This window comes from Moorena sp. SIO1G6 (assembly GCF_010672795.1).
Lineage (GTDB): Bacteria > Cyanobacteriota > Cyanobacteriia > Cyanobacteriales > Coleofasciculaceae > Moorena > Moorena producens.
The window spans coordinates 30653-53194 of record NZ_JAAHFZ010000026.1 but is presented as its reverse complement, the minus strand read 5'-3'; the positions used below and the strand labels follow the sequence as shown (position 1 = coordinate 53194).

Genomic DNA, 22542 nt, shown 5'->3' with positions numbered 1-22542 from the left:
ATGCGCTACAGATGGTGCTACTGTTCGCGCAGCACCTCAAGTAGCGCAATCGGTGCTTTTAGGTGCGACCCGTGGGGCATTTAATAATTAGATGCGGAAAGCGCACCTTTGAATAAAAGAGGTAAGCATTCTTTTAATGTGAGTTAAGTCTTTTAAATAAAAGACTTAAGCATTCATTTAATTTGAGTTATGTTACAGCGCTTGTGGCCTGTGCCACAAAGCTGACGCCTGACAGCTAGCTGTTCGCGTAGCGTGAGCTAAAAGCTCACGGCTGAATGCTTACGGTATTAGTCCTTCTGGAAGCGAAATTTAGGTTTTGGCAGCATTTCAGAGAACTCTATAACTATCACCTCTGAGATTGTCTTCTCAACCAGGGGTGAAAGGGATTTTGAATAAAACGCTTTTCGGTTAGGGTTTCTATGGGATGCGACACCTAATTTTTAAATTCTGGAACTGGTTACTAAACCAAATTTTTCAGAGAATAATCCTGGTTCTAACGATCATGTTTTGCCTGGGAGTGGGAATTGCCCTCTCAAGTATGTCTCGTCTGTCAATGGATCTAATTGAATCCCACGCACTAGAGTATTCAGCCTTATCCGCTCAACTTATTAATGAGGCACGTAACCTCTACAGTACTGAGGTCGTTAGTCGTGCTAAAACTGTTGATGGAATTACCGTTACCCATAACTACACTACCAAAAAAGGGGGAATTCCTAATCCAGCTACCTATGTGATAGAACTGGGTTCGCACATCAGTGCCAATGATACGGGAGCTTTAATCAGGCTTTACAGTGACTATCCCTTTCCCAATCGACAAGGTGAAGGGGGTCCGAAAGATGATTTTGAATGGGATGCACTCAGATTCTTGAGAAAATATCCCACTCAGTCATTTTTTCGCCAAGAGCAGATCCAAGGTCGTTCTTCATTTCGATATGCAGAAGCCATCATTATGCAGCATAGCTGCATTGCTTGTCATAACAGCCATCCGGATAGTCCCAAGATGGATTGGAAAGTAGGAGATGTCAGAGGTGTTTTGGAAATCATTCAGCCTCTAGACAAATTTGTGGTACACACACAAATGAGTCTGAGGAGTACATTTATCACCTTAGGAGGACTATCTGTGTTGGCACTCTCAGGGCTAATGCTGGTTATCGGTAGATTGCGTCAAACAGCAAAGGAATTAACAAGGCGGGTTAGGGAACGCACGGCTGATTTGGCTGAAGCTAACCAAGATTTAGAAAAAAGGAATCAAATCATTAGTCAGATTTTTGGGCGTTACCTCAGTCAGGAAGTGGTAGATAAGTTACTGGAAAAACCCGAAGAATTGAAACTGGGGGGTCAGCGCAAAACTCTGACTATACTAACCTCTGATTTAAGAGGATTTACAGCGCTATCAGAACGATTGCTTCCGGAAGAAGTGGTTAAAATTCTCAATCTCTATCTGAAACATATGTCAGAGGTGATTACTAAATACCAAGGAACCATTGATAAGTTCATGGGTGATGGAATTTTGGTTTTGTTTGGTGCTCCTACGGCGAGAGAAGACGATACAAAACGGGCAGTGGCTTGTGCTGTGGCGATGCAATTGGCAATGGTTCCTGTTAACGAAACCATGAATAAGTGGGGCTATCCACCTCTAGAAATGGGTATTGGTATCAACACAGGTGATGTTGTGGTGGGCAATATTGGCTCGGAAAAACGCACCGATTACAGTGTAGTTGGTAGCCAAGTCAACTTAACCTATCGCATTGAATCCTATACCATAGGTGGTCAAATTCTTATTTCACAATCTACCTTTGAACAGGTTAAGTCAATCGTGATTACTCACGGGCACAAACAGGTACAACCAAAAGGGGTTAAACAGCCAATTACTATCTATCAAGTTGTGGGTATTGGTGATGACTACAATCTCTTTCTACCTAAAGAAGATGAAGAATTTTTTTTCCTTCCTAAAGCCATACCACTCACCTACAAAATTTTGGAAGAAAAGCATATCGGTAAAAATCTTTTTCTTGGAAGTTTAGTTCAGCTTTCAGCTAAGGGAGCGAAAGTGCGTTCCTATGAGATAATAAGAGATAATTTCCCGGTAGAGCTAAGTAATATAAGCCTGAATATATTAAATCAATACCAAGCAGAATATAGTGATAATATCTATGCTAAAGTGACGTCAATTGAACCAGAAAATAAAGGGTTTTATATCCGTTTTACATCCCAACCTCCAGAGGTAAATAAAATGCTTGATGCTCTCTACAATTCGATAAATGATAGAAGTGAATATAAGGCGTTAGGTATCAGTAGTTAGCCGTCAGCTAGGGAAAGGCAAGAGGCAAGAGGCAAGAGGCAAGAGGCAAGCGTCGTATATAGGGATTTTTGGTAAGGTCAAGAACTGCATCAAGACAGGGAATAAAATTTAGATATACCTCACCCATACTAGGAAACCCTATAGTTAGTAGGGTTTTTGCAAGAAACTCCTGATGAAAGTTAACCGTCTTTGTACTAGAAAATTACAACGATTGTCACACACGACTGGTTATGTTTTACAGTCCCCGAGGTATCCCAAACTTACCTGATCTCACCCATCCTAATGAGTTAATTGAGTTTGGCAGCAAATTACTCACTGTATTGGGAGTGCTGGCGCTATTCATACTTGCTTTAGGAATTGTGATTGCGCTGCTGAGCATTGCCTTGCGCCGTGCCGAGCCAGAGCAAGCAATTTTTGTGGGAGAGTGGGTGGTGCGCTATTCTGCCCTACTGCGGGGATGCCAACACGGGGTGGTGATTGTGGCAATCTTAGTATCAGGTTTCTTTCTGTGTTCAACTTTAGCCAATCGCTACCATCATTGGGAACAGGATCGGGTAGTTCAAGTGGCACAAAGCGTAGCTGGATTACGCTTAGAACAAGCAGCACCCCAGGTTCGCTATGTGATCGAGGAACCTTATACTTACACCACTACAGTCAAAGGGAAACCTGTTCAGATCGAGGATACTCGCCAAGTGAACCGCTGGCTAGCCCTGAGTAGCTCTGATATTGAGGTCAAGATTGACCAAATTCCTAATCTCCAAGACCGTCGTAATAACTACCGCATTGACTTTGCTGCTGACTACAAAGTCACCAACTCCCTTGCAGAAGCAGAGGAGCTATTTTTTGAGGTGAGAGAACCTTACAGCTACTCCCTGTTGCAAGATTTCCGGGTAGAACGGGAGGGTGAGCGATTAAACCCCACCAATCCGGGTAACTACAGTTTTCCATTGCGTCTAGAACCGGGTCAATCCACCAGTTTCCGTGTTACCTACCAAGCTCAAGGGGGACCACGGTGGATTTACACAGCTGGTAAAGAATTGGTGTCTAACTTCCGCCTGACGGTACAGGCAAATTTTCCTAAAGCTGACTTCGCTAGTGGGATTGCTCCGACTGAAACTAAGGTCGAGGGGAAAAGTACAGTGTTTACCTGGAGATTTGAGGATAATGTTTCAGTGCTCAACCCCTTTGGAGTATTCACAGCTACTGATCCAGTCAGGAATACAGGAGTGATTCCTCGTCTGCTGTTGTTAGCCCCTGGCTTGTTTCTGTGGTGGTTGCTTCTGCTGTATTTATCTGTACCACTGCACTTAAGGAATCTGATGATTGCTGGGGGAATTTTCTTTGCTTGTCTGCTCACTCTGACTTATCTGAGCCGAGTGATGAATGCTCAGTTGGCTTGGACTGGTATTTCTTTGGTGTTGCTGGTACTTGTTTGGGGGTTAGGGAAAACCCGTTATACTTCTTCCGCAGCAGTGGTATGTACGATTGCTGGAGCGATACTACCTGTGTTTGGGTTACTGGTTCCTTACACTGGTTTGACTTTGAGCCTGGCGGGATTGCTGTCTACAGTATGGTTGGCAGTCAGGAATTGGTATGGTTTGTGGCAAATTAATTTAGCAGATTGAGCTCCTGTGGGCGACAAAGGTGACGCAGCAAGCATTCAGCCGTCAGCTGTCAGCTATCATGCCTAATGCCTAATGCTAATCAACGGTCGGTAGTAAACAACCTGGGGGGTGCTGGTACGGGGCTGGTTGAAAATCCCTGCTCGTTTTACTGATCCGACCCCGTGCAGTTAAAGCGCCTGCTAGCTGTTCGCGTAGCGTGCGCGTAGCGCATTCGCTGAATGCTTAGGTTATATCATGTCCGGATAATTAGTTATCAAAAACCATTACCTTTGAAACCTTACTCCTTTACTTCTGCCTTCTGCCTTCTGCCCTCTGCCTTCGATACACTTTTATTATGGGTATTCAACCGGACTTGATATTATGCGATCGCAAAAGCACTGAATGCTTAGGTTATGCGATCGCAAAAGCACTGAATGCTTAGGTTATGCGATCGCAAAAGCACTGAATGCTTAGGTTATGCGATCGCATAAGCACTGAATGCTTAGGTTATGCGATCGCAAAAGCAAAATTTCCTCAACCAGTTCTCCCCAAGCCCCCTTCAGATTTTTAATGTAATCCTAGTTGTGGTTGATAGCAGTTTTCAATGGAGAACTGCTATCAATGCATATTGTGCATATTGCCTTAACACAGAAAGTGCAGTGAAACAGTACCCTTTTGGGTACTGTCAGCATTGGGTGTGATTAAGAATAATAGACAAAGAAGCCGTTACTACCAACTCAAGCTTATACATGTAGCAGCTTGCAGCCATCGTCATGGTTTGCGGACCAAGACACTCAGCTCATGTGGCAAATGGTGAAGTATGACACTCACCTTTAAAGTCTTACCCAGGGAACTGCATTAACTCAGGCTTCCACTCCAATCAAAAAACTAGCTATAGCATTCAGGTGTGACAAGCAGCCTTGTCAGCCTTCAGTGATGCTCACTTCATCGGTGCTAAGGTCCCGGCTAGTGGCTAATTCCAATCCCCTGATAATTACAGATTACATCCATTGTGGATAAAGGAATAAACTATGGAATTTTATCTGATAAAAGTTTTTTTTATCAAAGCTTTATAGAGTTAAAGTTTTAGTTAATTTTTCGTGAAAGCGATCACCTTTATATAACCATTGTTTTAGTGATAATTACTCGGATAAACCTTTTTAATATTCTGTTAATTTTTGTCAATTATTATTCCATATGTGTGGAGCAAATATGGACAATATTTCAGGATTTATTAATGGTAAATTTTGATTTTAATCCGACTAATTATATAATCTTTTGTGGGAGATACTTCAGCCATCAATACCAAGATTTGATTCAACTATTATTGAACTCCTAATTACTTACATCAAGGTTCAAATTATCTGTCTTGGAAGTGTAAGTTGATTGTGCTCGATTAATTATTGGGGTTTATATAGGGTTTATAAATAGCTCATTACTAAGCAGTCAGCCGTCAGCCGTCAGCCGTCAGCCTTGAGCTGATAGCACCTCAAGTAGCGTGGCACAGGCTTCAACGCTGGGACCTATCCCATAGGCTGATACCTGATAGCTGATTACTGACCGCTGTTCGCGTAGCGTGTGCGTAGCACATAAGCTGATAGCTGACGGCTGATAGCTTACATTCAATGAATGTTAAAACTGCCCAATTTAGGGCTGTTGTACATAGAAAACCGATTGATATGAACAACGAGCAAGGTAAAGAAGCCAAAATTCTTAAAAGTCATTATTTAACACCATTCCAAAGCAAACTACTCCAAAAAAGTCTAGAAGAGGATTTACATGAGTCCTACCGTCAGCGGATTCAAATTATGTTATTGGCAGATCAGGGCAAATCTCAAACGGAAATTTGTCACACCTTAGGGTGTTGTGCCGCAACAGTAAGACATTGGATGCATATTGCTCGTAGTGGGATGGCTCACCAATGGCAGGATTGTCCCATTGGTCGCCCGAAGGCAGTCAATGAGAAGTATTTAGACCGTTTGAAAGAACTGATTAACCAGAGTCCCCGGGATTATGGTTATTCCTTTCGCCGTTGGACAGTGAATTGGTTAAACAAACATCTGGCAAAAGAATTCGGGATTGAACTGAGCAATCGCCACCTGCAACGATTGCTCAAGGAGATGGGATTATCGACGATACCAAAACGGACAAAGGTTAAATCAGCTAGCGGACGGGAAAAGGATGGTCACAGCATCTTAATTTCTGACCTGAAATCCGCTAATGGCTCCGAGTCCAATGGTTTTTGGCTATTCAATCCCAGCAACATGGCATGAGATTATGGTTCGACATATATCTAGATCTAATCCTACATCTAATCAACTGATTTCTCCTCAGCAACTCGCCCATACTCTAGGGCATGGTCTTTCAGAATTAGAGGTATCACGCTGTCTCAAACAAATAAAATATCGCGAGCCAACGGTTGGTCAATTTTGGCAGTCAACAGAGGCCGAGGCTGGGGTCTATATTGTGATTTCTGGAAAGGTCAGACTGATTAATAGCGCGGGGGAGTTAATTACTAACCTAAAAGCCGGAGCCTCTTTTGGGGAGTGTACTTTCTTTCCAGAAGAGTCTTTTGAGTCCTACTCAGCCAGAGCCTCCCTCAAAACCAAGCTCTGTTATCTAACTCCGGAACTGTTATTTCCCCTGATTAGCAAACATCCCCAAATCCGCGAGCATTTTTATCGTCAGGCCCAAGGGCAAAATTCCCTGCTGATGCCGTCAGAGAGTGCTTTGGGAGAGGGGGAGAAAGGGAGAGTGGGGGAAGTATGGGGAGTGGGGGAGAAGAAAGATATCCCCACCTCAGGAGACGAAAAGCCCAGGGAAACCATTAGCAAAGCTTACTTTCCTAGCCCTACTCAAAAAGTTGGTCATTTGTGGCAGCGAGTGATCCGGCGCTATCCGTTTTTTGCCCAACAGAGTGGTTCTGACTGTGGTGCTGCCTGTCTGGTGATGATCGGTCGTTATTGGGGGAAACGATTCAGTGTTAATCGCTTGCGAGATATCTCCAATGCCGACCGTAATGGCGCTTCATTGCGGGGACTATCAGCGGCTGCGGAAAGTATTGGCTTTTCCACTCGACCGGTGAAAGCTAGTTTGGATCAACTGGCAAAACAACAGCTACCTGCTATTGTTCACTGGGAAGGAAAACACTTTATTGTTGTTTATGAAATTACCAACAAGCATGTGGTAATTGCTGACCCTGGTCTTGGTCAGAAAACTCTGAGCCACCAGGAATTCAAAGCAGATTGGACTGGTTATGCACTGCTACTGGAACCCACAGCAATCCTGAAGGATACCAAAGAAAGTAAGACCTCCTTCTGGCAATTTTTTGAGTTGGTCAAGCCTCACAGTGTCGTGTTGCTGGAGGTGTTTTTTGCTTCCCTGATGATCCAGATCTTTGGTCTGATTACACCGATATTTACCCAGATAATTTTAGACCGAGTGGTGGTGCAACGGAGCACCCTCACCCTAACTGCTGTGGGGTTAGGATTGCTGATGTTTACTATGTTTCGGGTTGCGATTACCGGGTTGCGGCAATATTTGCTTGACCACACCGCGAATAAGGTAGACCTAGCACTGATTGTCGGATTTATCAGCCATACCTTGCGATTACCTTTGGGTTTCTTTGAGTCTCGTTTTGTGGGTGATATTACCTCCCGGATTCAGGAAAATCGTAAAATTGAGCGGTTTCTCACCGGTGAAGCGTTATCTATCCTGCTAGATTTACTAACAGTTTTTATCTATGTGGGTTTGATGTTTTGGTACAGTTGGAAGATGGCGCTGCTAATCTTAGTAATTGTGCCACCCTTTTTCCTGCTGGCGTTGATTTCTACACCCTTTTTAAAACGAATTTCTCGGGAAGTATTTCATGCGATCGCAAAAGAAAGTAGTTATCTGATTGAAGTCCTTTCTGGTGTCCGCACTGTCAAGTCTACAGCAGTTGAGCAAACCGTACGCTGGCATTGGGAAGAGTTATTAAATAAAGAAGTTAAAACTAACTTTTCTGGGCAGGTTATTAGCAATCGACTCCAGATTTTCAGCAATACCATCGAGGGGTTAGCCACTACCGCACTGCTTTGGTTTGGGGCATGGTTGGTGATTCAAAATCAGCTTACCATTGGGCAATTGGTCGCTTTTAATATGTTGCTGGGTCAAGTGATCACCCCTTTCAAGCGGATCACGGTACTGTGGAATGAATTTCAGGAAGTGGTGATTGCCATGGAGCGCATCAATGATGTGCTGGATTACCAACCAGAAGAAGATTTGCACCATCAGGCACGGCAATCATTACCTGAGTTGCGCGGTCACATTCGCTTTGATCAGGTCACCTTCCGCTATCACCCAGAAAGTGAGAGCAATGTTCTGGAAAATCTTAGTTTTGAGGTAAAACCAGGGCAAATGGTAGCCCTAGTGGGGCGCAGTGGTTCCGGGAAAAGCACGATTTCTAAGTTGATGTTGGGGCTGTATCTTCCTTCAGATGGGAAGGTGTTGATTGATGGGCAAGATATCACCAGTCTTTCGTTAGGATCCTTGCGCCAGCAAATTGGTGTGGTAGATCAAGATACGTTTCTGTTTGGAGGGACAATTAGAGAAAACATCGGTCTGGCTTATCCCTCAGCTAGCTTAGACGAAATTATCACAGCAGCAAAACTGGCCGGTGCCGATGAATTTATCCGAAAACTGCCCATGGGCTATGAAACCGAGATTGGGGAGGGAGGAGGGATGTTGTCTGGGGGACAGCGACAGCGTTTAGCCATTGCTCGCGCCCTCTTGGGAAATCCCCGCCTATTAATTTTCGATGAAGCCACCTCCCACCTGGATGCGGAATCCGAGCGGATTATTCAGACCAATCTCAATACCATTCTCAAAAACCGCACCACCCTAGTTATTGCTCACCGTCTTTCTACGGTACGGAAAGCTGACCTGATTTTAGTCCTGGATAGAGGGGTCTTGATTGAAAGCGGTACTCACGAAGACTTAATGGCAAAGCAAGGACATTATTTCTATCTCAATCAGCAGCAGCTATAGCGGAGGGAATAGGGTGTGGGGTGTGGGGTGTGGGGTGTGGGGTGTGGGGTGTGGGGTGTGGGGTGTGGGGTTTGAGAAGAAATTCGTTGATTACTCTTGCCGATTCCCGATTCCCGATTCCCGATTCCCGATTCCCGATTCCCGATTCCCGATTCCCGATTCCCGATTCCCGATTCCCGATTCCCGATTCCCGATTCCCATCAACTATGTTCACAACTCAAATGGAAATACTGCTATGCCTGAAAATCATACATTGAATGGACATAGTCCTACTCAAACTATTCCAGACCAGGGTCGGTATGAGGAGTTACTCACCCAAGAAACGACTCCTCAACCTAGGAATGATCAACGACTCCAGGGTCATGAATGGTCTTATGCTACTAAGGAACTGCTTGATACATTACCCCAGGTTTGGACAAGGGGATTACTGTATTTTTTGATAGTATTTATCGGTATTGCCTTACCTTGGGCCATATTCTCTAAGGTGGATGAGACCGGCAAAGCCAGAGGAAGATTGGAACCTAAGGGACAAACCATCAAACTTGATGCTCCAGTAGCAGGAACGGTAGCAGCAATTAAGGTCAAAGAAGGGGAATTGGTAACGGCTGGTCAAACCTTACTAGAACTGGAATCGGAGTTAGTTAGCACTGAACTTCAGCAGGAACAAAAAAAATTAGAAGGGCAACAGAATCGGCTGAATCAATTAGAGGTGCTGAAAAACCAATTGATACTAGCTCTGCGTACCCAGGAGCAACAAAACCAAGCTCAAGAGTTAGAAAAACAGGCGCAAGTCGAGCAAGCACGGCAGAATCTGGAAGCGTTCAAGTTCGCCTACAGTTTACAAAAAGAAGAACTATTGGCACAAATAGAGCAGGCACGGCAGGCTATTGAATCTAGCAAGGTTTCCTATGAATTAGAAACCATTCGTTTAGAAAGTGCTCAGGAAAAAATTCCCCGTTACCAAAACGCTTATGAAGAGGGTGTCTTGTCCAAAGAACGCTTTTTAGACGTGCAACAGTCAGCCAAAGAAGCCGAGAAAACTATCATCAGAACTGAATTAGAAATAAAACAAGCTCAGTCTCGCCTGAAAGAACAACAAGGTACTTATCAAAAGACGATTCATCAAGCCTCTGCTGATATTAAACAATCTCGCCTGCGCTTACAAGAGCAAGAACGTAGTTATAAAACTTTAGTTCATTCTGGTAAGCTAGCTTTACTAAAAAGTGAGGAACAACTGAAGAATATAGAAACCCAAATTACTACCCTCAAAGCAGAAGCATCTCAGACGAAAAGTCAGATTAAATCCTTGGAAATTCAGTTAAAGCAAAGGATGTTAGCGGCTCCGATCGAGGGAATAGTGTTTCAGTCACCGATCAAAAGTGCTGGAGCTGTGGTGCAACCTGGAGACACTATAGTCGAGATTGCTCCAAAGGAGTCCTTCCTTTCCCTGCGAGCCCAGATCGCTATTTCAGAAAGTGGTTCCTTACGGGAAGGAATGGCAGTAAAAATGAAGTTTGATGCTTATCCTTTTCAAGATTATGGAGTAGTAGAAGGAACAGTAATCAAGATTTCTCCAACCTCCAAGGTGACTGAAACAGAGCAGGGTAAAGTTCCTACTTATGACCTAGAAATTAAACTGAATAAAACTTGTATGCCCACACCAAAGGAATGTATTGCTCTCCGCCCAGGGGACACCGCAACAGCAGAGGTAATTGTGCGGCAGCGTCGGATTATGGATTTAGTTCTGGATCCATTTAAGAAGTTACAGCAGGGGGGTTTGGAATTGTAGTTTAGTGATCATTGCTAGAGTTCAAGCCTGAGGTTAAATATTTTTGAATTGTCGATTTTTATTAGTCAAATCAAACGAGGACAAAAATCATGTCAAAATCTATCACTATTAATGCTGAAGATATTCTAGACCAAGTCAAGCTATCTTTAAAAACTTATGATATTGTAGAAGCAATTATTACCCGTCAAGTAATAGCAAATGCGGTAGCAAAGGCTGGAATCAAGATAGAAACTGAAGAACTTCAGGAAATGGCAGACAAATACCGACTAATGCATCAACTTCATAGTGCAGAGGATACCCATGCCTGGATGAAACAAAATAATTTGTCTCTAGATGATTTTGAAGAATTGGTTTACAATCATGCCCTTTCCACAAAATTAGCTGTTCATTTGTTTGGAGATAAAATTGAGCCCTATTTTTATGAACATAAATTGGATTATGATGGTGTGGTTATGCATGAAGTGATTTTTGATAATAAAGATTTAGCTTTAGAATTATTTTATGCTATTGGCGAAGGAGAAATGAGTTTTTATGATGTTGCTCATCAATACATCGAAGATAAAGAGTTACGTCGTAAAGGGGGATACCGAGGGATATTATATCGTCAGGATTTGAAGCCAGAGATTTCTGCTGCTATTTTTGCTGCTAAACCTCCCCAGGTGATTAAACCGATTGTGACTGCTAAAGGAGTACATTTAATTTTTGTGGAGGAGATTATTGAAATACAATTAGATAATTGGCTCCGCAATAAAATTGCTACTGATCTATTTAATGAATGGATAAATAGATCCCTTTCTCAATTCAAATCTGTTACAAATATTGAAATCGTTCAAATCACTACCCAAAATGCTTCTTAAATAAGAAGTATAGCATAAGCGTTGAATATTTTAAAGGTTCAACGCTTATGTAGAGCAACTTGTGGTATAAATAGAACGGTTTCGATTATAAACAAGACCGTTATGCTTAAAAAATCCTGCCTAAATGTCTTGAGGACTGGATAATTATTGGTCAATAGTTTTCCTAGGTATCTTTTGAATATTTTTGGAAAAGTTAGTATGGTTGAAGCAAAATTTTGATATTTTTATTTAGCCTCTATTTTATAAAAAATTATGCTATTTTTATAGGTTTTTAAATATCATTAAACATTTCTGCTTTTAGAGGTATACCCCATCCGTAATCATGCGGGTGGGGTAAAGTGTATTTTAGTCTTGCTGAAATCTGCTAAAAATCTATCCGATAAAGCGGACTTCGTTAGTATTTATAGCTTTTAATTTCAATTGCTATGTACTTTTGTGACTACCATTCCACACACAAGGCAGTCCACAATATTTCCACTTTGACTCCTCCTAATGTATTCATCATTTCTTGCTCTGTTAAATCATGCATATAACTTTCAGAATCCAAGAAAAGGTCAGCACCAGCAGGACGTAAATTAGAAATTTGAATGTTAGCCATTTGAGTTTTTCTCCAATAATGAATTTTGGTGTTTTTCTAAGAATCAATTAGTAATTTTTGATTCCTGTCTTAATCCTATTCAAAATAATTTCGTGTGTCTAGGGTTTTTAGAGCTTATTGAAGCTAAAGCAAAAACCTTTTTGTCACTAAATTCAATGTATTTATCTGCTGATAAACCTATTAATAGCTCATAATTAACCTATAAATCACCTTTACCAGTATTGTGATAGTTAGCGTTTCTCTAATTTAGGGAATCAACTAAAGTAGTTATGTCAACAAAACTCTTGAAACTGATAAAAACCATAAAAAATAGCCCAAGACTACTCTTGGACTACAAGACTAAGATTAGTTTCTAGCACTTCTCAATTAGCTAAGGCACTTTCGTCCTAGGTTGATACAGTCAACATTTACAATATTATAATTAAATTAACAAAGGAATTGGATTACCCTCTACCGTATCCACTGGGAGAGGCTTCACGGGGATTACCTCAAACCCAGCATCCAGAATTCCAGAGTAGTTTGCGATCGCCTCCAAGGCATTGGAGCAGGGAACAGAGAGCAGGGAGTAGGGAGTAGGGAGTAGGGAGTAGGAAGCAGGGAGCAGGGAGTAGCTGACAAGGGTAGGTTTTTTACTTTGGAGATAGGTAATAGGTAATAGGTAATAGGTAATAGGTAATAGGGAATGGGGAATGGGGAATGGGGAATGGGGAATGGGGAATGGGTAATCGGAACCCACCCCTAACCCCGACCAGGAGGGGAAGAGCGGGAGATGGGTCGGTAATCGGTGGAAATTCTGGGAGATTTTCCGACAGACATATTTGGCGAAATTTCAACAAGAGTGCCAGTACGTAGTCGCCCAAATGTAAAAAACCTACCCAAGTGAGGCAGGGAGTAGGGAGTAGGGAATAAAAATTATCACAATTAATTTAGGATTGCTATAGGAATCAATTAGTAATTTTTGATCTCTGTTTGAATCATACTTGGATTAATTGAGTTGGTTTAGTTTTTTTTATTTTATTGATGTCATAAGTAAACCTTTTTTTTTAGGCTCTACCGAACTGGCTATGTAAAACTTTGAAAAACTAATTATTATAATCCTTATGGGGCGGGAGTTTTAGTTCTTGATAAAATGATTTATTATAAATATAATACCCAATCATATTTAGTGGTAATTTCAGCGTTTTTATGCATACTAGGTTCGGTAGATCCAAAAAAGGTTTAATTTTTGATTACTTCGACTAAGAGAAATTTAATGATGTGTAAATATCTTCAGAATTGGCATTCAGATAAACACGCTCCAAGTCAATCCCCACAGTAGAAAATTGCCCAAGGATAGCCTTCATCCTTCCTTCAGTGGAATCATCCCCTTGATGCCAAGCTTCCAACAACCCATTGGCCACAATCTGACAGCGATTCATGCCAAAGCTTTCCTGTTCGGCAAATTTTTGGTCTGGTTCTTCTGCTAACCCCAAACCTGGTGCTAGCTCCATGGTAAATAGGGGAACATCTGGCTGAAAATGAGATTGGTGCTCTGTATAAACAGTCTTTAAAACTCCCTCAACAGCGTCATAGTTACGCTTATCAAAGTAGAGTACCCCCGAATCGTGTCGTTCGTAGTCCTTGGGATTGTACAAAACTTTAAAGTGGAACGGAATTTCCATGTCGTTCAGCTGTTGGGTTAAGCTACCCATTACGGCAACTGCACCGTCAGGAGTCAAGTTGAAGTAAATTCGCACAGTCACTGACTGGTCTGTTTGCGGACGATTTGCTTCTAGATTGCCAACGGCCATATAAAAGCCATTTTGCACCAAATTCTTAGGCATACGGATTGCTACTGAATCCCCGACGGTGGCAGATTGCTGGGATGCTGGCAGATGCTGCTCCCGTTCAATATGCAGCCTCAATCCTCCCTTAGTCACAGCCAAAGTGCCATCACTTTCTTCTCTGAGAACAGACCAACCAGGGTCAAAGTAGCCTTTGCCACTATTGCTGTCGTGGAGTCGCTGATAAAATCCCACATCTACTCCCAGGATGGTATTGTTCTCTAGGTCTAGTGGCGCAGCTTCAGTATCTGCTTCCGGTGCGAGAGTATCTCGCATTGAGCCGTTGTAATAAATACCATAGAGAAAACTCCGCAGTTGCAGACTGATATATTTTTGCTGCATATCCTCGGGCATCCGTTGAAAACGTTCCACAGCTTCGGCTGGAATTTCCAACGGTTTGTAATCTGAATGGTGAATAGAGAAGTCTGATTGGATTTTTACTTTGTTAACAATATCGTCTAGAACGTCTAGTAATTGCTGATTGGCGACTTGGGATAGTTGAATTTCTCTAGAATCAAGTAGTTGGATCATAACTTGGTAGGGAGTAGGGAGTAGGGAGTAGGGAGTAGGGAGTAGGGAGTAGGGAGTAGGGAGTAGGGAGTAGGGAGTAGGGAGCAGTAGGAAAGACCTCTGAAGACTTTTTGATGTTATGAGAAATCAGCAAGATTATTCATAGCCTATTTGGAAATGCTATAGCGTTTATTGAATTTATGAGGTACGATTATCAACCTCAAAGTCCCCCTTTATAAGGGGGATTTAGGGGGATCGCTTTGTACCTCATGGGATAGAGAATTGCTATATCTATCTTAAACAGCGGAAGGACTGAGTTGAATTAATTCAGCAATAGCAGGGCCAAAAATTGTGGGCATGGATTTTTCTGGACGACACAACAAGGTCTTGGCAACCTGAAGCATGGCAATCCCGGCATTACCAAAGGATTTTTGGTACTCAATCATCGCCCGAATCCGTTGAATCAAACCAAAACCGGTAAATTGCACTGCTGTCCGCAAAAAATCAGGTCGGTGTTCTAAAATTTCTGGAAAGGTTTCAAAATAACCTTTGGTTAGGGCAGCAATGGAAGGCTGGAGCTGTTCCAAGGGGGTCATGGCTAAACCTAGGGATTCTTCAATACTTAAAGATTTACTGATAACTAGGCTACTCAGCCAGATTTGGACATAGCTACTGATCAGTGTTCCTAAATCAAACCCTGGGTCTCCCCAACTACAGCGCTCCCAATCAATTAGCCTGACAATGCTGGTACTCTCATGCTCCCAATCTTGGTGCAGAAGGATATTATTTAGCTTTAGGTCATTGTGGGTCAGACAGCAGGGGGCAAAACCATTGCCTAGTTGTGCGATCGCTTGCCCTAAACTATCGTATCGTTGATAAAGGGCAAAGAATTTCAGCCCGTCAGCAGGTACCGCACCAAAAATCTCCGGACCAATTCGTTCTAAACTGTTAACTAATCTAGGCACTTGGTCAGTGGTTATATTATCGGTTTCACTACAGAATAAATCTTGATAGTCTTTACGATTAAATGTATGATGATGGATTTTTCCTAAAAGGGTGCCGATGGTGGCAGCAACCTCTGGAGGAAAGATATTTTCCTTGGCGTAGAAATCCATTAAATCCCGATAGTCATCGAGATAGCGGAAAACCATAATGGAATTCTCACCATCAAAATGCAGCACCTCTGGTATCAAAGAGCGGAGGTTAGCAAGTTCTGGAAATTGCTGTAAGAATTCTTGAATTCGCCATTCATTCAAAAACTCACCAGCGGCTTTCCCTTCCTGGTTATGTCGCTCCTGCTTTACGAGCAGCTTATGACCATCTGGAAAGGTCAGCAATAAGTTAAAGTTCTTGGCTTCCAGTGGCTCAATTTTACTGAGAACTTGCTCGGAAGGATTGCATAAACCACGAGCAGCTATATAGTCAAAAACATTATGAGAGTTTAATATGAATGTCATAATTAGGGAATTGGGAATTGGGAATCGGGAATCGGGAATCGGAACCCACCCCTAACCCCTCCCAGGAGGGAATCGGGAATCGGGAATCGGGAATCGGGATTGGGGAATCGGGAATCGGGAATCGAAAAAAATAGGTGTTTAAAACCTTATTAATAGGAAAAATACTATATTCAATAGTATAGGTAAAAGGAAAGTTATTCTGCCAATAATTTACCCTTAAAAACAGACGCAACTAAAACTTTTATGTCCCTAAACTATTCAGGATAAGTGTGGTAAATGTGATCAATGTGGGAAATGTGGGAAATGTGGGAAATGTGGGAAGTGTGGGGAGGGTCGGGAGATAGCGAGATAGCGAGATAGCGAGATGGGGAAAGGGTGCATCTCATATTTGTAAAAAAGATCGGGAGTGTGGGGCGGGGGCGCGGGGCGGGGGCGCGGGGAGTGTGAGGAGTGTGGGAATTTTCTCCCGAATTTTTGCCTAATTGCAAAAGCGATGCAGTGGCCTCACGGGGGTTTCCCCCAAGACCGCTCTGCATCGCTGCTCCCTACTCCCTAGTCCCTGTTCCCTGCTTCCTATTCCATTTGCTCTATAACTAAACTAGTTATGTCATCAAAATATTTAAAAAGAATAGAAAATTATAGAGGTCTGGGTTTTATGATTTATTTGTAAATTATGTAGACTACGGTTGCTGGATAAAATGACATTGGTGACCGAAAATTAAGGATAATTTTCACTTTATTCTGGTAAATCTATGCTTTGAGTATCACAGGCTGATGTATGCGATCGCATTCGTTTTATGATTCTAATGTATGCGATCGCATTCGTTTTATGATTCTAATGTATGCCTTCCCGTAGTGGCTCTGTTCGCGTAGCGTGGCCTTTGGCCTTAAGAGCATCGCGTTTGTTGATGGTAAGCCTTCAGCGGTCAGCCGTCAGCCGTCAGCCTTTAGGTGATAGCTGTTCGCGTTCGCGGAGCGTGGCCAAAGGCCAAGCGTGCGCGTAGCGCATATGCTGATAACTGAATGCTGATAGCTGAATGCTGATAGCTGACGGCTGATAGCTGACGGCTGATAGCTGACGGCTGATAGCTGACAGTCCTATTATGCTTACCTAAGATTATGACAGTTGATGGTCCTATTCAATACTGGTTTGAGCTCAGGACCAGTGGGATAAGGCACCAACTCCACAATTCCATCCTGATTGATGATCCATCCTTGAGCTTCAATAATTGGTGGCTTTTTGGCTGTCACTTGAGGTTCCTGATTGGGTTTTTTCCCCCGATTGCGAGCAGCCCGATACAATTGACGCCTGGTGGCTGAGAAATCTCGCCAATCTATCCAAATGGTTTCACCTTTGAGGGGGTCAGTGGGGTCAGTGGGTAAGCCCCCTCGTCCAAGCAGAGCAAATCCATTCTGCTGATCATCGGTGCTACAGCCTGTGGCAATGAGTAGACCAGGGTTGATGATAGTTACTGGTAATGGGATTAATCCCAGGTTTTGAGTTAACTCGGGATTGCTAATATTGATTTGACCATCAATACCAAATTCAGAACTGGCAGTAATCTGGCTATCTGGAGACAGAAACAGACCTTGAGTAGTGATCACAATATTACCTCCATTACCAAATATGGCGTTGGCGGTGATGTTACTGTTTTCTACAATCACTACAAAATCACTATTAATCTTAATATCACCGCCACCACCATTACTGTCATTAACGCTGGTACTAATGGCGCTTTGGTTTGAAAGGAACAGTAAGTCACTAGTAAGTTTAATATCACCACCGCCGCTAAGCTCAGAAGTGGCAGTGATTTGCCCTCGATTACTGGTGATTTGATTAGCGGAAATATCAATATTGCCTCCTCCCGCCGAGAAATTGGATGCGGTAATACCACCACCATTGGGAGTGTCCGCTCCGCTGTTAGAAAGCTCGATCGAGTTTGCCACAATCTCAATATCCCCAGCTTGGCCTTGCCCTGGTGCTAGGAGGTTATTGCTTTGGAAGTTACTGACACTGATCGTTGCTCCATCTCGGATACTTAACTGATCAGTGAAGACCTCTAATTTACCGCCATTACCACTACCTGCGATCGCATTCGCCAATAATCCGCTGGCACCTAGGTCTGATCTCCCAATCAGTTCTATCTCCTGTGCCTGAACTCTCAAGGTTCCCCCATCGCCTTCGCCTCTGGTAATGGTTGCCACTTGAGTGCCATCCACCAGCCGCAAGCGTTCGGTTTCAATGGTCAACTCACCCCCTTTGCCTATGGCATCTAATTCCACATTGGCAAATATAGCGCTAGCAAAATTCGTGGCGGTACCAATTAATTCGACGTCTGTTGCGTTTACCTCTATAGAACCAGCATCCCCTTCACCAAAGGTAGTCGCTGCAATCTGAGCCCCATCACTCAGCCGCAAGCGTTCGGTGTCAATGGTCAATTTACCCCCATTCCCGATGGCTTCTCGTCGGACTTCTGTAAATAAGCCACTGGCTAATTCCTGTGGTGAGGTACCAATTAATTCGATGTCTGTTGCGTTTACCTCTATAGAACCGGCATTTCCTTTACCAAAGGTATTAGCTTCAATCTGAGCGCCATCACTGAGCCGCAAGCTCTCGGTGTTAATAGTCAATTTGCCCCCATTCCCGATGGCTTCTCGTCGCACGTCTGTAAATAAGCCACTGGGTAATCCCTGTGGTGAGGTACCACTCAATTGCAAATCGATTGCCTTTACGGTTAAAGAACCTGCATCCCCTTCACCACGGGTAATTGCTGAGATCTGGGCTCCATCAACCAGTCCCAAGCGCTCGGTGTTAATGGTCAATTTACCCCCATTCCCGATCGCGTCTGGTTCCACATTGGCTAACAGAGCGGTGGGTAATCCTTCGGTTGACGTACCACTCAATTGCAGATCGATTGCCTGTACGGTTAAAGAACCGGCATCCCCTTCACCAAAGGTATTAGCTGCAATCTGAGCCCCATCAGTTAGCCGCAAGCGTTCGGTGTTAATGGTCAATTGGCCCCCATTACCAATGGCTCCTGCTCTGACGTCTGTAAATAAGCCACTGGCTAATCCCTGTGGTGAGGTACCACTCAATTGCAAATCGATTGCCTTTACGGTTAAAGAACCTGCATCCCCTTCACCACGGGTAATTGCTGCGATCTGACCCCCATCAGTCAGCTGCAAACCCTCAGTTTCAATGGTCAAGTCGCCCCCATTCCCGATCGCGTCTGGTTCCACATTGGCAAACAAGCCACTAGGTAATCCCTCTGATGAGGTACCAATTAGTTCCATCTCAGTGACTTGCGCCCTCAAAGCACCTGCATCCCCTTTACCAAAGGTAGTAGCTGAAATTTGAGCCCCATCAGTAACTCGCAAGCGTTCCGTGTCAATGAGCAAATTGCCCCCATTCCCTGTAGCTCCTAGTTCCACATTTGCCGACAAGGTACTGGGGAAGATGCCAAAAGCTGTACCAATCAGTTCTACCTCCTTGGCCTGAACTAGCAAATCTCCTCCATCTCCAGAGCCAAAGGTACTAGCTGAGATCTGAGCCCCATCAGTAACTCGCAAGCGTTCCGTGTCAATGAGCAAATTGCCCCCATTCCCGGTAGCCCCTGGTGCTACTGGCACAAACAAACCACTGGGACCGAAGTTCGAGCCAGCAATCACCTCTACCTCAGCAGCGGTGATCGTCAAGGTGCCAGCATTCCCGGAGCTAAAGGTGCCACTGGAGATCTGAGCGCCATCAGCAACCCGCAAGCGTTCCGTGTCAATGAATAAATTACCCCCATTCCCTGTAGCCCCTGGTGCTACATCACTAGATAAACGGCTGAAAAAGAAATTATTTACAACGGTACCGATAACTTGCAATGCCTCCGTCGCCTTTACCGTCAAACTTCCCCCAGCCCCACTGCCCAGGGTATCGGCTAAGATGGCTGACCCCTGACTAAGGGTCACCCGCCGACCCTGCACCTGGATTTCACCCCCGCCATTACCACTGGTACTCACCGACGCCCCTTGGGACAAGGTAATATCCTGAAATTGTCCTACATCTTCATAGCTTAATGTCCAACCTGAGTTAGTTGGGGTTAGCGTTACCATCCCTTCTCCCTGGACGCTGCCCAGTTCAATCCGTCCTCCTGGTGTGGTGAGATTTCCTCCTGCAACCGCCACATCAACCCCCACCAAGGCTAAGGTTTTACCTGGCTGTACTTCCAGCCCCACTGGTCGATTGTCTCTGATTACTGCAAATGTAGCGGGATTAATACTCAGATTGTTCCCAGGCCCGTTGATCACAATTCTGCCTGGATTGGCTTGGGAGCCATACTGTAAACCAGTAGGAATATTAATGGTTAACAGGGGAGGCTCCTGGGGATTGGTAGCACTAAATTCACTGCCATCGGCAAATTTAATGCTGTTGGCGGTAGAGCCGATCAACGAGCCACCAATATCTAGGGAAGCCTCCGAACCAAACACAATCCCATTGGGATTGATTAAAAACAGGTTAGCCCTACCGTTAGCCCGAATTAAGCCATCAATCTTAGAGATGGAGCCACCAGTGACCCGGCTAATAATACTGTCAATAGTCAGGGAATTGTTGAAAAAGGCTGTATTCCCAGTCAGAACGGAAAACTGCTCGAAGCTATGGAAGAGATTACCTCCTGCAGTGGTACCACCGGTAATCTCAATGATATTGCCATTAGGAGTAACAATGGAATTGTTCGGTAGAGTATTATCTGGAACAATTTGAGCTGAGCAGAGCAAGGGCATCTGAGCCACTAGGTAACAGGCAATGGGCAAGGTCAGGAGTTGGTTTAAGGGTTTATTGTGCTCGCACCTAGGTGGAAATTTAAATAAATCTGTGATGACCATGAGGCTTTTCTAGAGACTGAAGCATTTTGTGGGCAAGAACTATCCTCTAGAATTCCCAAACCTCTAGACCAAGTAACGCTTATGACTAGAAAAGGGGAAATTTTTGGCTCTACCGTACTTGTTATAGCGCGTAGCGCTATACCTGTTTACTATCTGCTACGACCCTTGAACAGACCACCAATGCCCAACAGACCTAACCCAATTAAGCCACTGGTAGCCCCAGGGTGTGGCACCTGAGCCGATCCCTGGTCAGCATTGAAGGTTGACCAATTGAAATTTGAAGAAAACCGCTGCTGTTCTATCAACTGGCCTAATACTTGCCCACTGCCACCGCCACCACCGCCACCACCGCCACTGCCGCCACCACCGCCACTGCTACCGCCACCAGCACCGCCACCATAGCCCCATTCGTAGATGTCGAGCACATTCTGGATCCGGTCTTGATCTAGCCAGGATCCTGCTGTTTCGTTATAGCCATTGGCGATATACCAGTCGATCCATGAGGCATTCCAGTTAGGATCATTGAAGTAGGCACCGATTTTGCTGGCTAAGGTATTCTTGGCGTTGTTGAGCAAGTTATTGAGATTTAGGGTCATATTTGAGTCACTGGGGCGTCCATCTGAGCCCAACACAGTGGAGTTTAGGTTCCAGCCAATCACATCAAATGCTCGTAAATCTAGTGCTGAGATATCGGCCCTCTCTGCCCAACCTAGGGCTGGCTTCATAACACCCAAATCATTGCCCATACCGTCCCAGTGGCTGGCTTGATAGCCATCACCTCCTAATCCTAAATTGGGATCCTTGCCTTCAGAAAAGTATGCCAGAACTTTATTACCCCCATCAATGGAAAAGTAGGCGTCGGCACCATAGGCTAATTCAAGCATGTCTTGGTCTTCGCTCCAGGCACTATAGCGGTACATATCCAGGGAGGTAGTACGCATCAGACGGTCAAGGTTCATCTGATAACTAGCGTCATAATCCGCGAGTATCGTCGAATCCACCCCACTGACGAAGCCCAAGATATGACCAATTTCATGGATGCCGACACTGAGAAAGTCTATGGTGTTTGATGGGGTTGGGGCGTTACGCTGGTAATCATAGCTCCAATTGAAGGCGTCATTCATGACGATATAGCCATCGAGAAGGGAGTTATTCCTGTGGTAATTTATGGCTTTGGCATTGGCATTGGTCAGAGCAATGTTTTTGTTGTACCACCCATTTCTGCTTTCAAACACGGCATGATAGCCACTATGGCCATCATTATAGTTATGTTTTTGCAGGTTATCATAAGCAGTATAATCATCTACCGACGTTCTATCGGACTTCAGCTTCTTCCGAAATTTTTTGTACTTTTTAGACTTTTGCAGACCAGGGAGTGCCCCACCGAGGATGTTTGAGGGCAAGTCGTCGGTGACATCAACGTGAATTTTGACGGTGACATTATCGGTTAAATAGTAAGACCAAATCTCACCAGCCATTTCAAACCCGAGCATTTGTTCGAGGGACGTTCCTGGTTGATAGCTGAAGTCGAAGTCTATGGCTTGAGCTGGGGCGTTACCACCAATTACGGCTGCGGATGCCAGGGACAAGGACATCATTAATTGGCGATTCTTCATAAAATCTTACCTCGTAGAAATTACTGACATGAATACTGTCAGTATGAAAAGGTAATGTATGCAATCGTGTTTGTGATCTGAGGCTG

The 22542-nt window shown here is 44.0% G+C and carries 16 protein-coding genes; 8 read left to right on the top strand and 8 right to left on the bottom strand.

Annotated features, from left to right (window positions below):
* Positions 1-502 precede the first annotated feature (502 nt).
* From F6K63_RS22525 to F6K63_RS22495, 7 genes are all read left to right on the top strand, one after another.
* The gene (locus F6K63_RS22525; RefSeq protein WP_287313164.1) at positions 503-2302 is read left to right on the top strand and encodes an adenylate/guanylate cyclase domain-containing protein; all 1800 of its coding nucleotides are present in this window, start codon (positions 503-505) and stop codon (positions 2300-2302) included.
* Positions 2303-2532: 230 nt separating this feature from the next.
* Positions 2533-3927 carry a hypothetical protein gene (locus F6K63_RS22520; protein WP_287313163.1) on the top strand — a complete coding sequence of 465 codons (1395 nt, stop codon included), beginning with the start codon at positions 2533-2535 and terminating at the stop codon, positions 3925-3927.
* Between the two features lie 1658 nt (positions 3928-5585).
* The gene (locus F6K63_RS22515; protein WP_287313162.1) at positions 5586-6179 is read left to right on the top strand and encodes a helix-turn-helix domain-containing protein; all 594 of its coding nucleotides are present in this window, start codon (positions 5586-5588) and stop codon (positions 6177-6179) included.
* A gap of 4 nt (positions 6180-6183) precedes the next feature.
* On the top strand, positions 6184-8934 hold the full coding sequence (locus F6K63_RS22510; RefSeq protein WP_287313171.1) for a peptidase domain-containing ABC transporter: 2751 nt from the start codon (positions 6184-6186) through the stop codon (positions 8932-8934).
* Positions 8935-8954: 20 nt separating this feature from the next.
* On the top strand, positions 8955-9191 hold the full coding sequence (locus tag F6K63_RS22505) for a hypothetical protein (protein WP_287313161.1): 237 nt from the start codon (positions 8955-8957) through the stop codon (positions 9189-9191).
* Positions 9170-10723: a beta-barrel domain-containing protein gene (locus tag F6K63_RS22500; protein WP_287313170.1), complete on the top strand. Its 1554-nt coding sequence runs from the start codon at positions 9170-9172 to the stop codon at positions 10721-10723. Before F6K63_RS22505 ends, F6K63_RS22500 begins: the two co-directional genes overlap by 22 nt.
* 89 nt (positions 10724-10812) lie before the next feature.
* The gene (locus F6K63_RS22495; RefSeq protein WP_287313160.1) at positions 10813-11580 is read left to right on the top strand and encodes a peptidylprolyl isomerase; all 768 of its coding nucleotides are present in this window, start codon (positions 10813-10815) and stop codon (positions 11578-11580) included.
* A gap of 439 nt (positions 11581-12019) precedes the next feature.
* On the opposite strand, the gene F6K63_RS22490 is transcribed toward F6K63_RS22495, so the two are convergent.
* The 6 genes from F6K63_RS22490 to F6K63_RS22465 form a co-directional block, all read right to left on the bottom strand.
* On the bottom strand, positions 12020-12178 hold the full coding sequence (locus F6K63_RS22490; RefSeq protein ID WP_193431447.1) for a hypothetical protein: 159 nt from the start codon (positions 12176-12178) through the stop codon (positions 12020-12022).
* Positions 12179-12599: 421 nt separating this feature from the next.
* Positions 12600-12914, bottom strand: coding sequence for a hypothetical protein (locus F6K63_RS22485; protein WP_287313159.1), 315 nt, complete (start codon positions 12912-12914; stop codon positions 12600-12602).
* A 502-nt stretch (positions 12915-13416) separates the two neighbouring features.
* Positions 13417-14532, bottom strand: coding sequence for a T3SS effector HopA1 family protein (locus tag F6K63_RS22480; protein ID WP_287313158.1), 1116 nt, complete (start codon positions 14530-14532; stop codon positions 13417-13419).
* Positions 14516-14665: a hypothetical protein gene (locus tag F6K63_RS22475; protein ID WP_287313157.1), complete on the bottom strand. Its 150-nt coding sequence runs from the start codon at positions 14663-14665 to the stop codon at positions 14516-14518. Before F6K63_RS22475 ends, F6K63_RS22480 begins: the two co-directional genes overlap by 17 nt.
* A 142-nt stretch (positions 14666-14807) precedes the next feature.
* Positions 14808-15968, bottom strand: a complete 1161-nt coding sequence (locus F6K63_RS22470; protein ID WP_287313156.1) for a phosphotransferase family protein — start codon at positions 15966-15968, stop codon at positions 14808-14810.
* Entirely contained in the window at positions 15943-16200 is a 258-nt protein-coding gene (locus F6K63_RS22465; protein ID WP_287313155.1) for a hypothetical protein, read from the bottom strand. Before F6K63_RS22465 ends, F6K63_RS22470 begins: the two co-directional genes overlap by 26 nt.
* Positions 16201-16810: 610 nt before the next feature.
* Between F6K63_RS22465 and F6K63_RS22460 the strand changes: the two genes are divergently transcribed.
* Complete coding sequence (locus F6K63_RS22460; protein WP_154659656.1) at positions 16811-16972, top strand: hypothetical protein; 162 nt, start codon at positions 16811-16813, stop codon at positions 16970-16972.
* 103 nt (positions 16973-17075) lie between these two features.
* Here F6K63_RS22460 and F6K63_RS22455 read toward each other — a convergent pair whose 3' ends face one another.
* Positions 17076-20840 (bottom strand): two-partner secretion domain-containing protein, encoded by a 3765-nt coding sequence (locus F6K63_RS22455; protein ID WP_287313154.1) that lies wholly within the window; start codon positions 20838-20840, stop codon positions 17076-17078.
* Positions 20841-20989: 149 nt separating this feature from the next.
* Complete coding sequence (locus F6K63_RS22450; protein WP_287313153.1) at positions 20990-22456, bottom strand: NF038122 family metalloprotease; 1467 nt, start codon at positions 22454-22456, stop codon at positions 20990-20992.
* Between the last annotated feature and the right edge of the window lie 86 nt (positions 22457-22542).

Bases quoted from the DNA above. Each gene is read 5' to 3' on its own strand.
- F6K63_RS22510 (WP_287313171.1), top strand. From the start codon at position 6,184: ATGGTTCGACATATATCTAGATCTAATCCTACATCTAATCAACTGATT.
- F6K63_RS22470 (WP_287313156.1), bottom strand. From the start codon at position 15,968: ATGACATTCATATTAAACTCTCATAATGTTTTTGACTATATAGCTGCT.
- F6K63_RS22480 (WP_287313158.1), bottom strand. From the start codon at position 14,532: ATGATCCAACTACTTGATTCTAGAGAAATTCAACTATCCCAAGTCGCC.
- F6K63_RS22495 (WP_287313160.1), top strand. From the start codon at position 10,813: ATGTCAAAATCTATCACTATTAATGCTGAAGATATTCTAGACCAAGTC.
- F6K63_RS22500 (WP_287313170.1), top strand. From the start codon at position 9,170: ATGCCTGAAAATCATACATTGAATGGACATAGTCCTACTCAAACTATT.
- F6K63_RS22460 (WP_154659656.1), top strand. From the start codon at position 16,811: ATGCCTTCCCGTAGTGGCTCTGTTCGCGTAGCGTGGCCTTTGGCCTTA.
- F6K63_RS22490 (WP_193431447.1), bottom strand. From the start codon at position 12,178: ATGGCTAACATTCAAATTTCTAATTTACGTCCTGCTGGTGCTGACCTT.
- F6K63_RS22515 (WP_287313162.1), top strand. From the start codon at position 5,586: ATGAACAACGAGCAAGGTAAAGAAGCCAAAATTCTTAAAAGTCATTAT.
- F6K63_RS22455 (WP_287313154.1), bottom strand. From the start codon at position 20,840: ATGGTCATCACAGATTTATTTAAATTTCCACCTAGGTGCGAGCACAAT.
- F6K63_RS22520 (WP_287313163.1), top strand. From the start codon at position 2,533: ATGTTTTACAGTCCCCGAGGTATCCCAAACTTACCTGATCTCACCCAT.
- F6K63_RS22450 (WP_287313153.1), bottom strand. From the start codon at position 22,456: ATGAAGAATCGCCAATTAATGATGTCCTTGTCCCTGGCATCCGCAGCC.
- F6K63_RS22525 (WP_287313164.1), top strand. From the start codon at position 503: ATGTTTTGCCTGGGAGTGGGAATTGCCCTCTCAAGTATGTCTCGTCTG.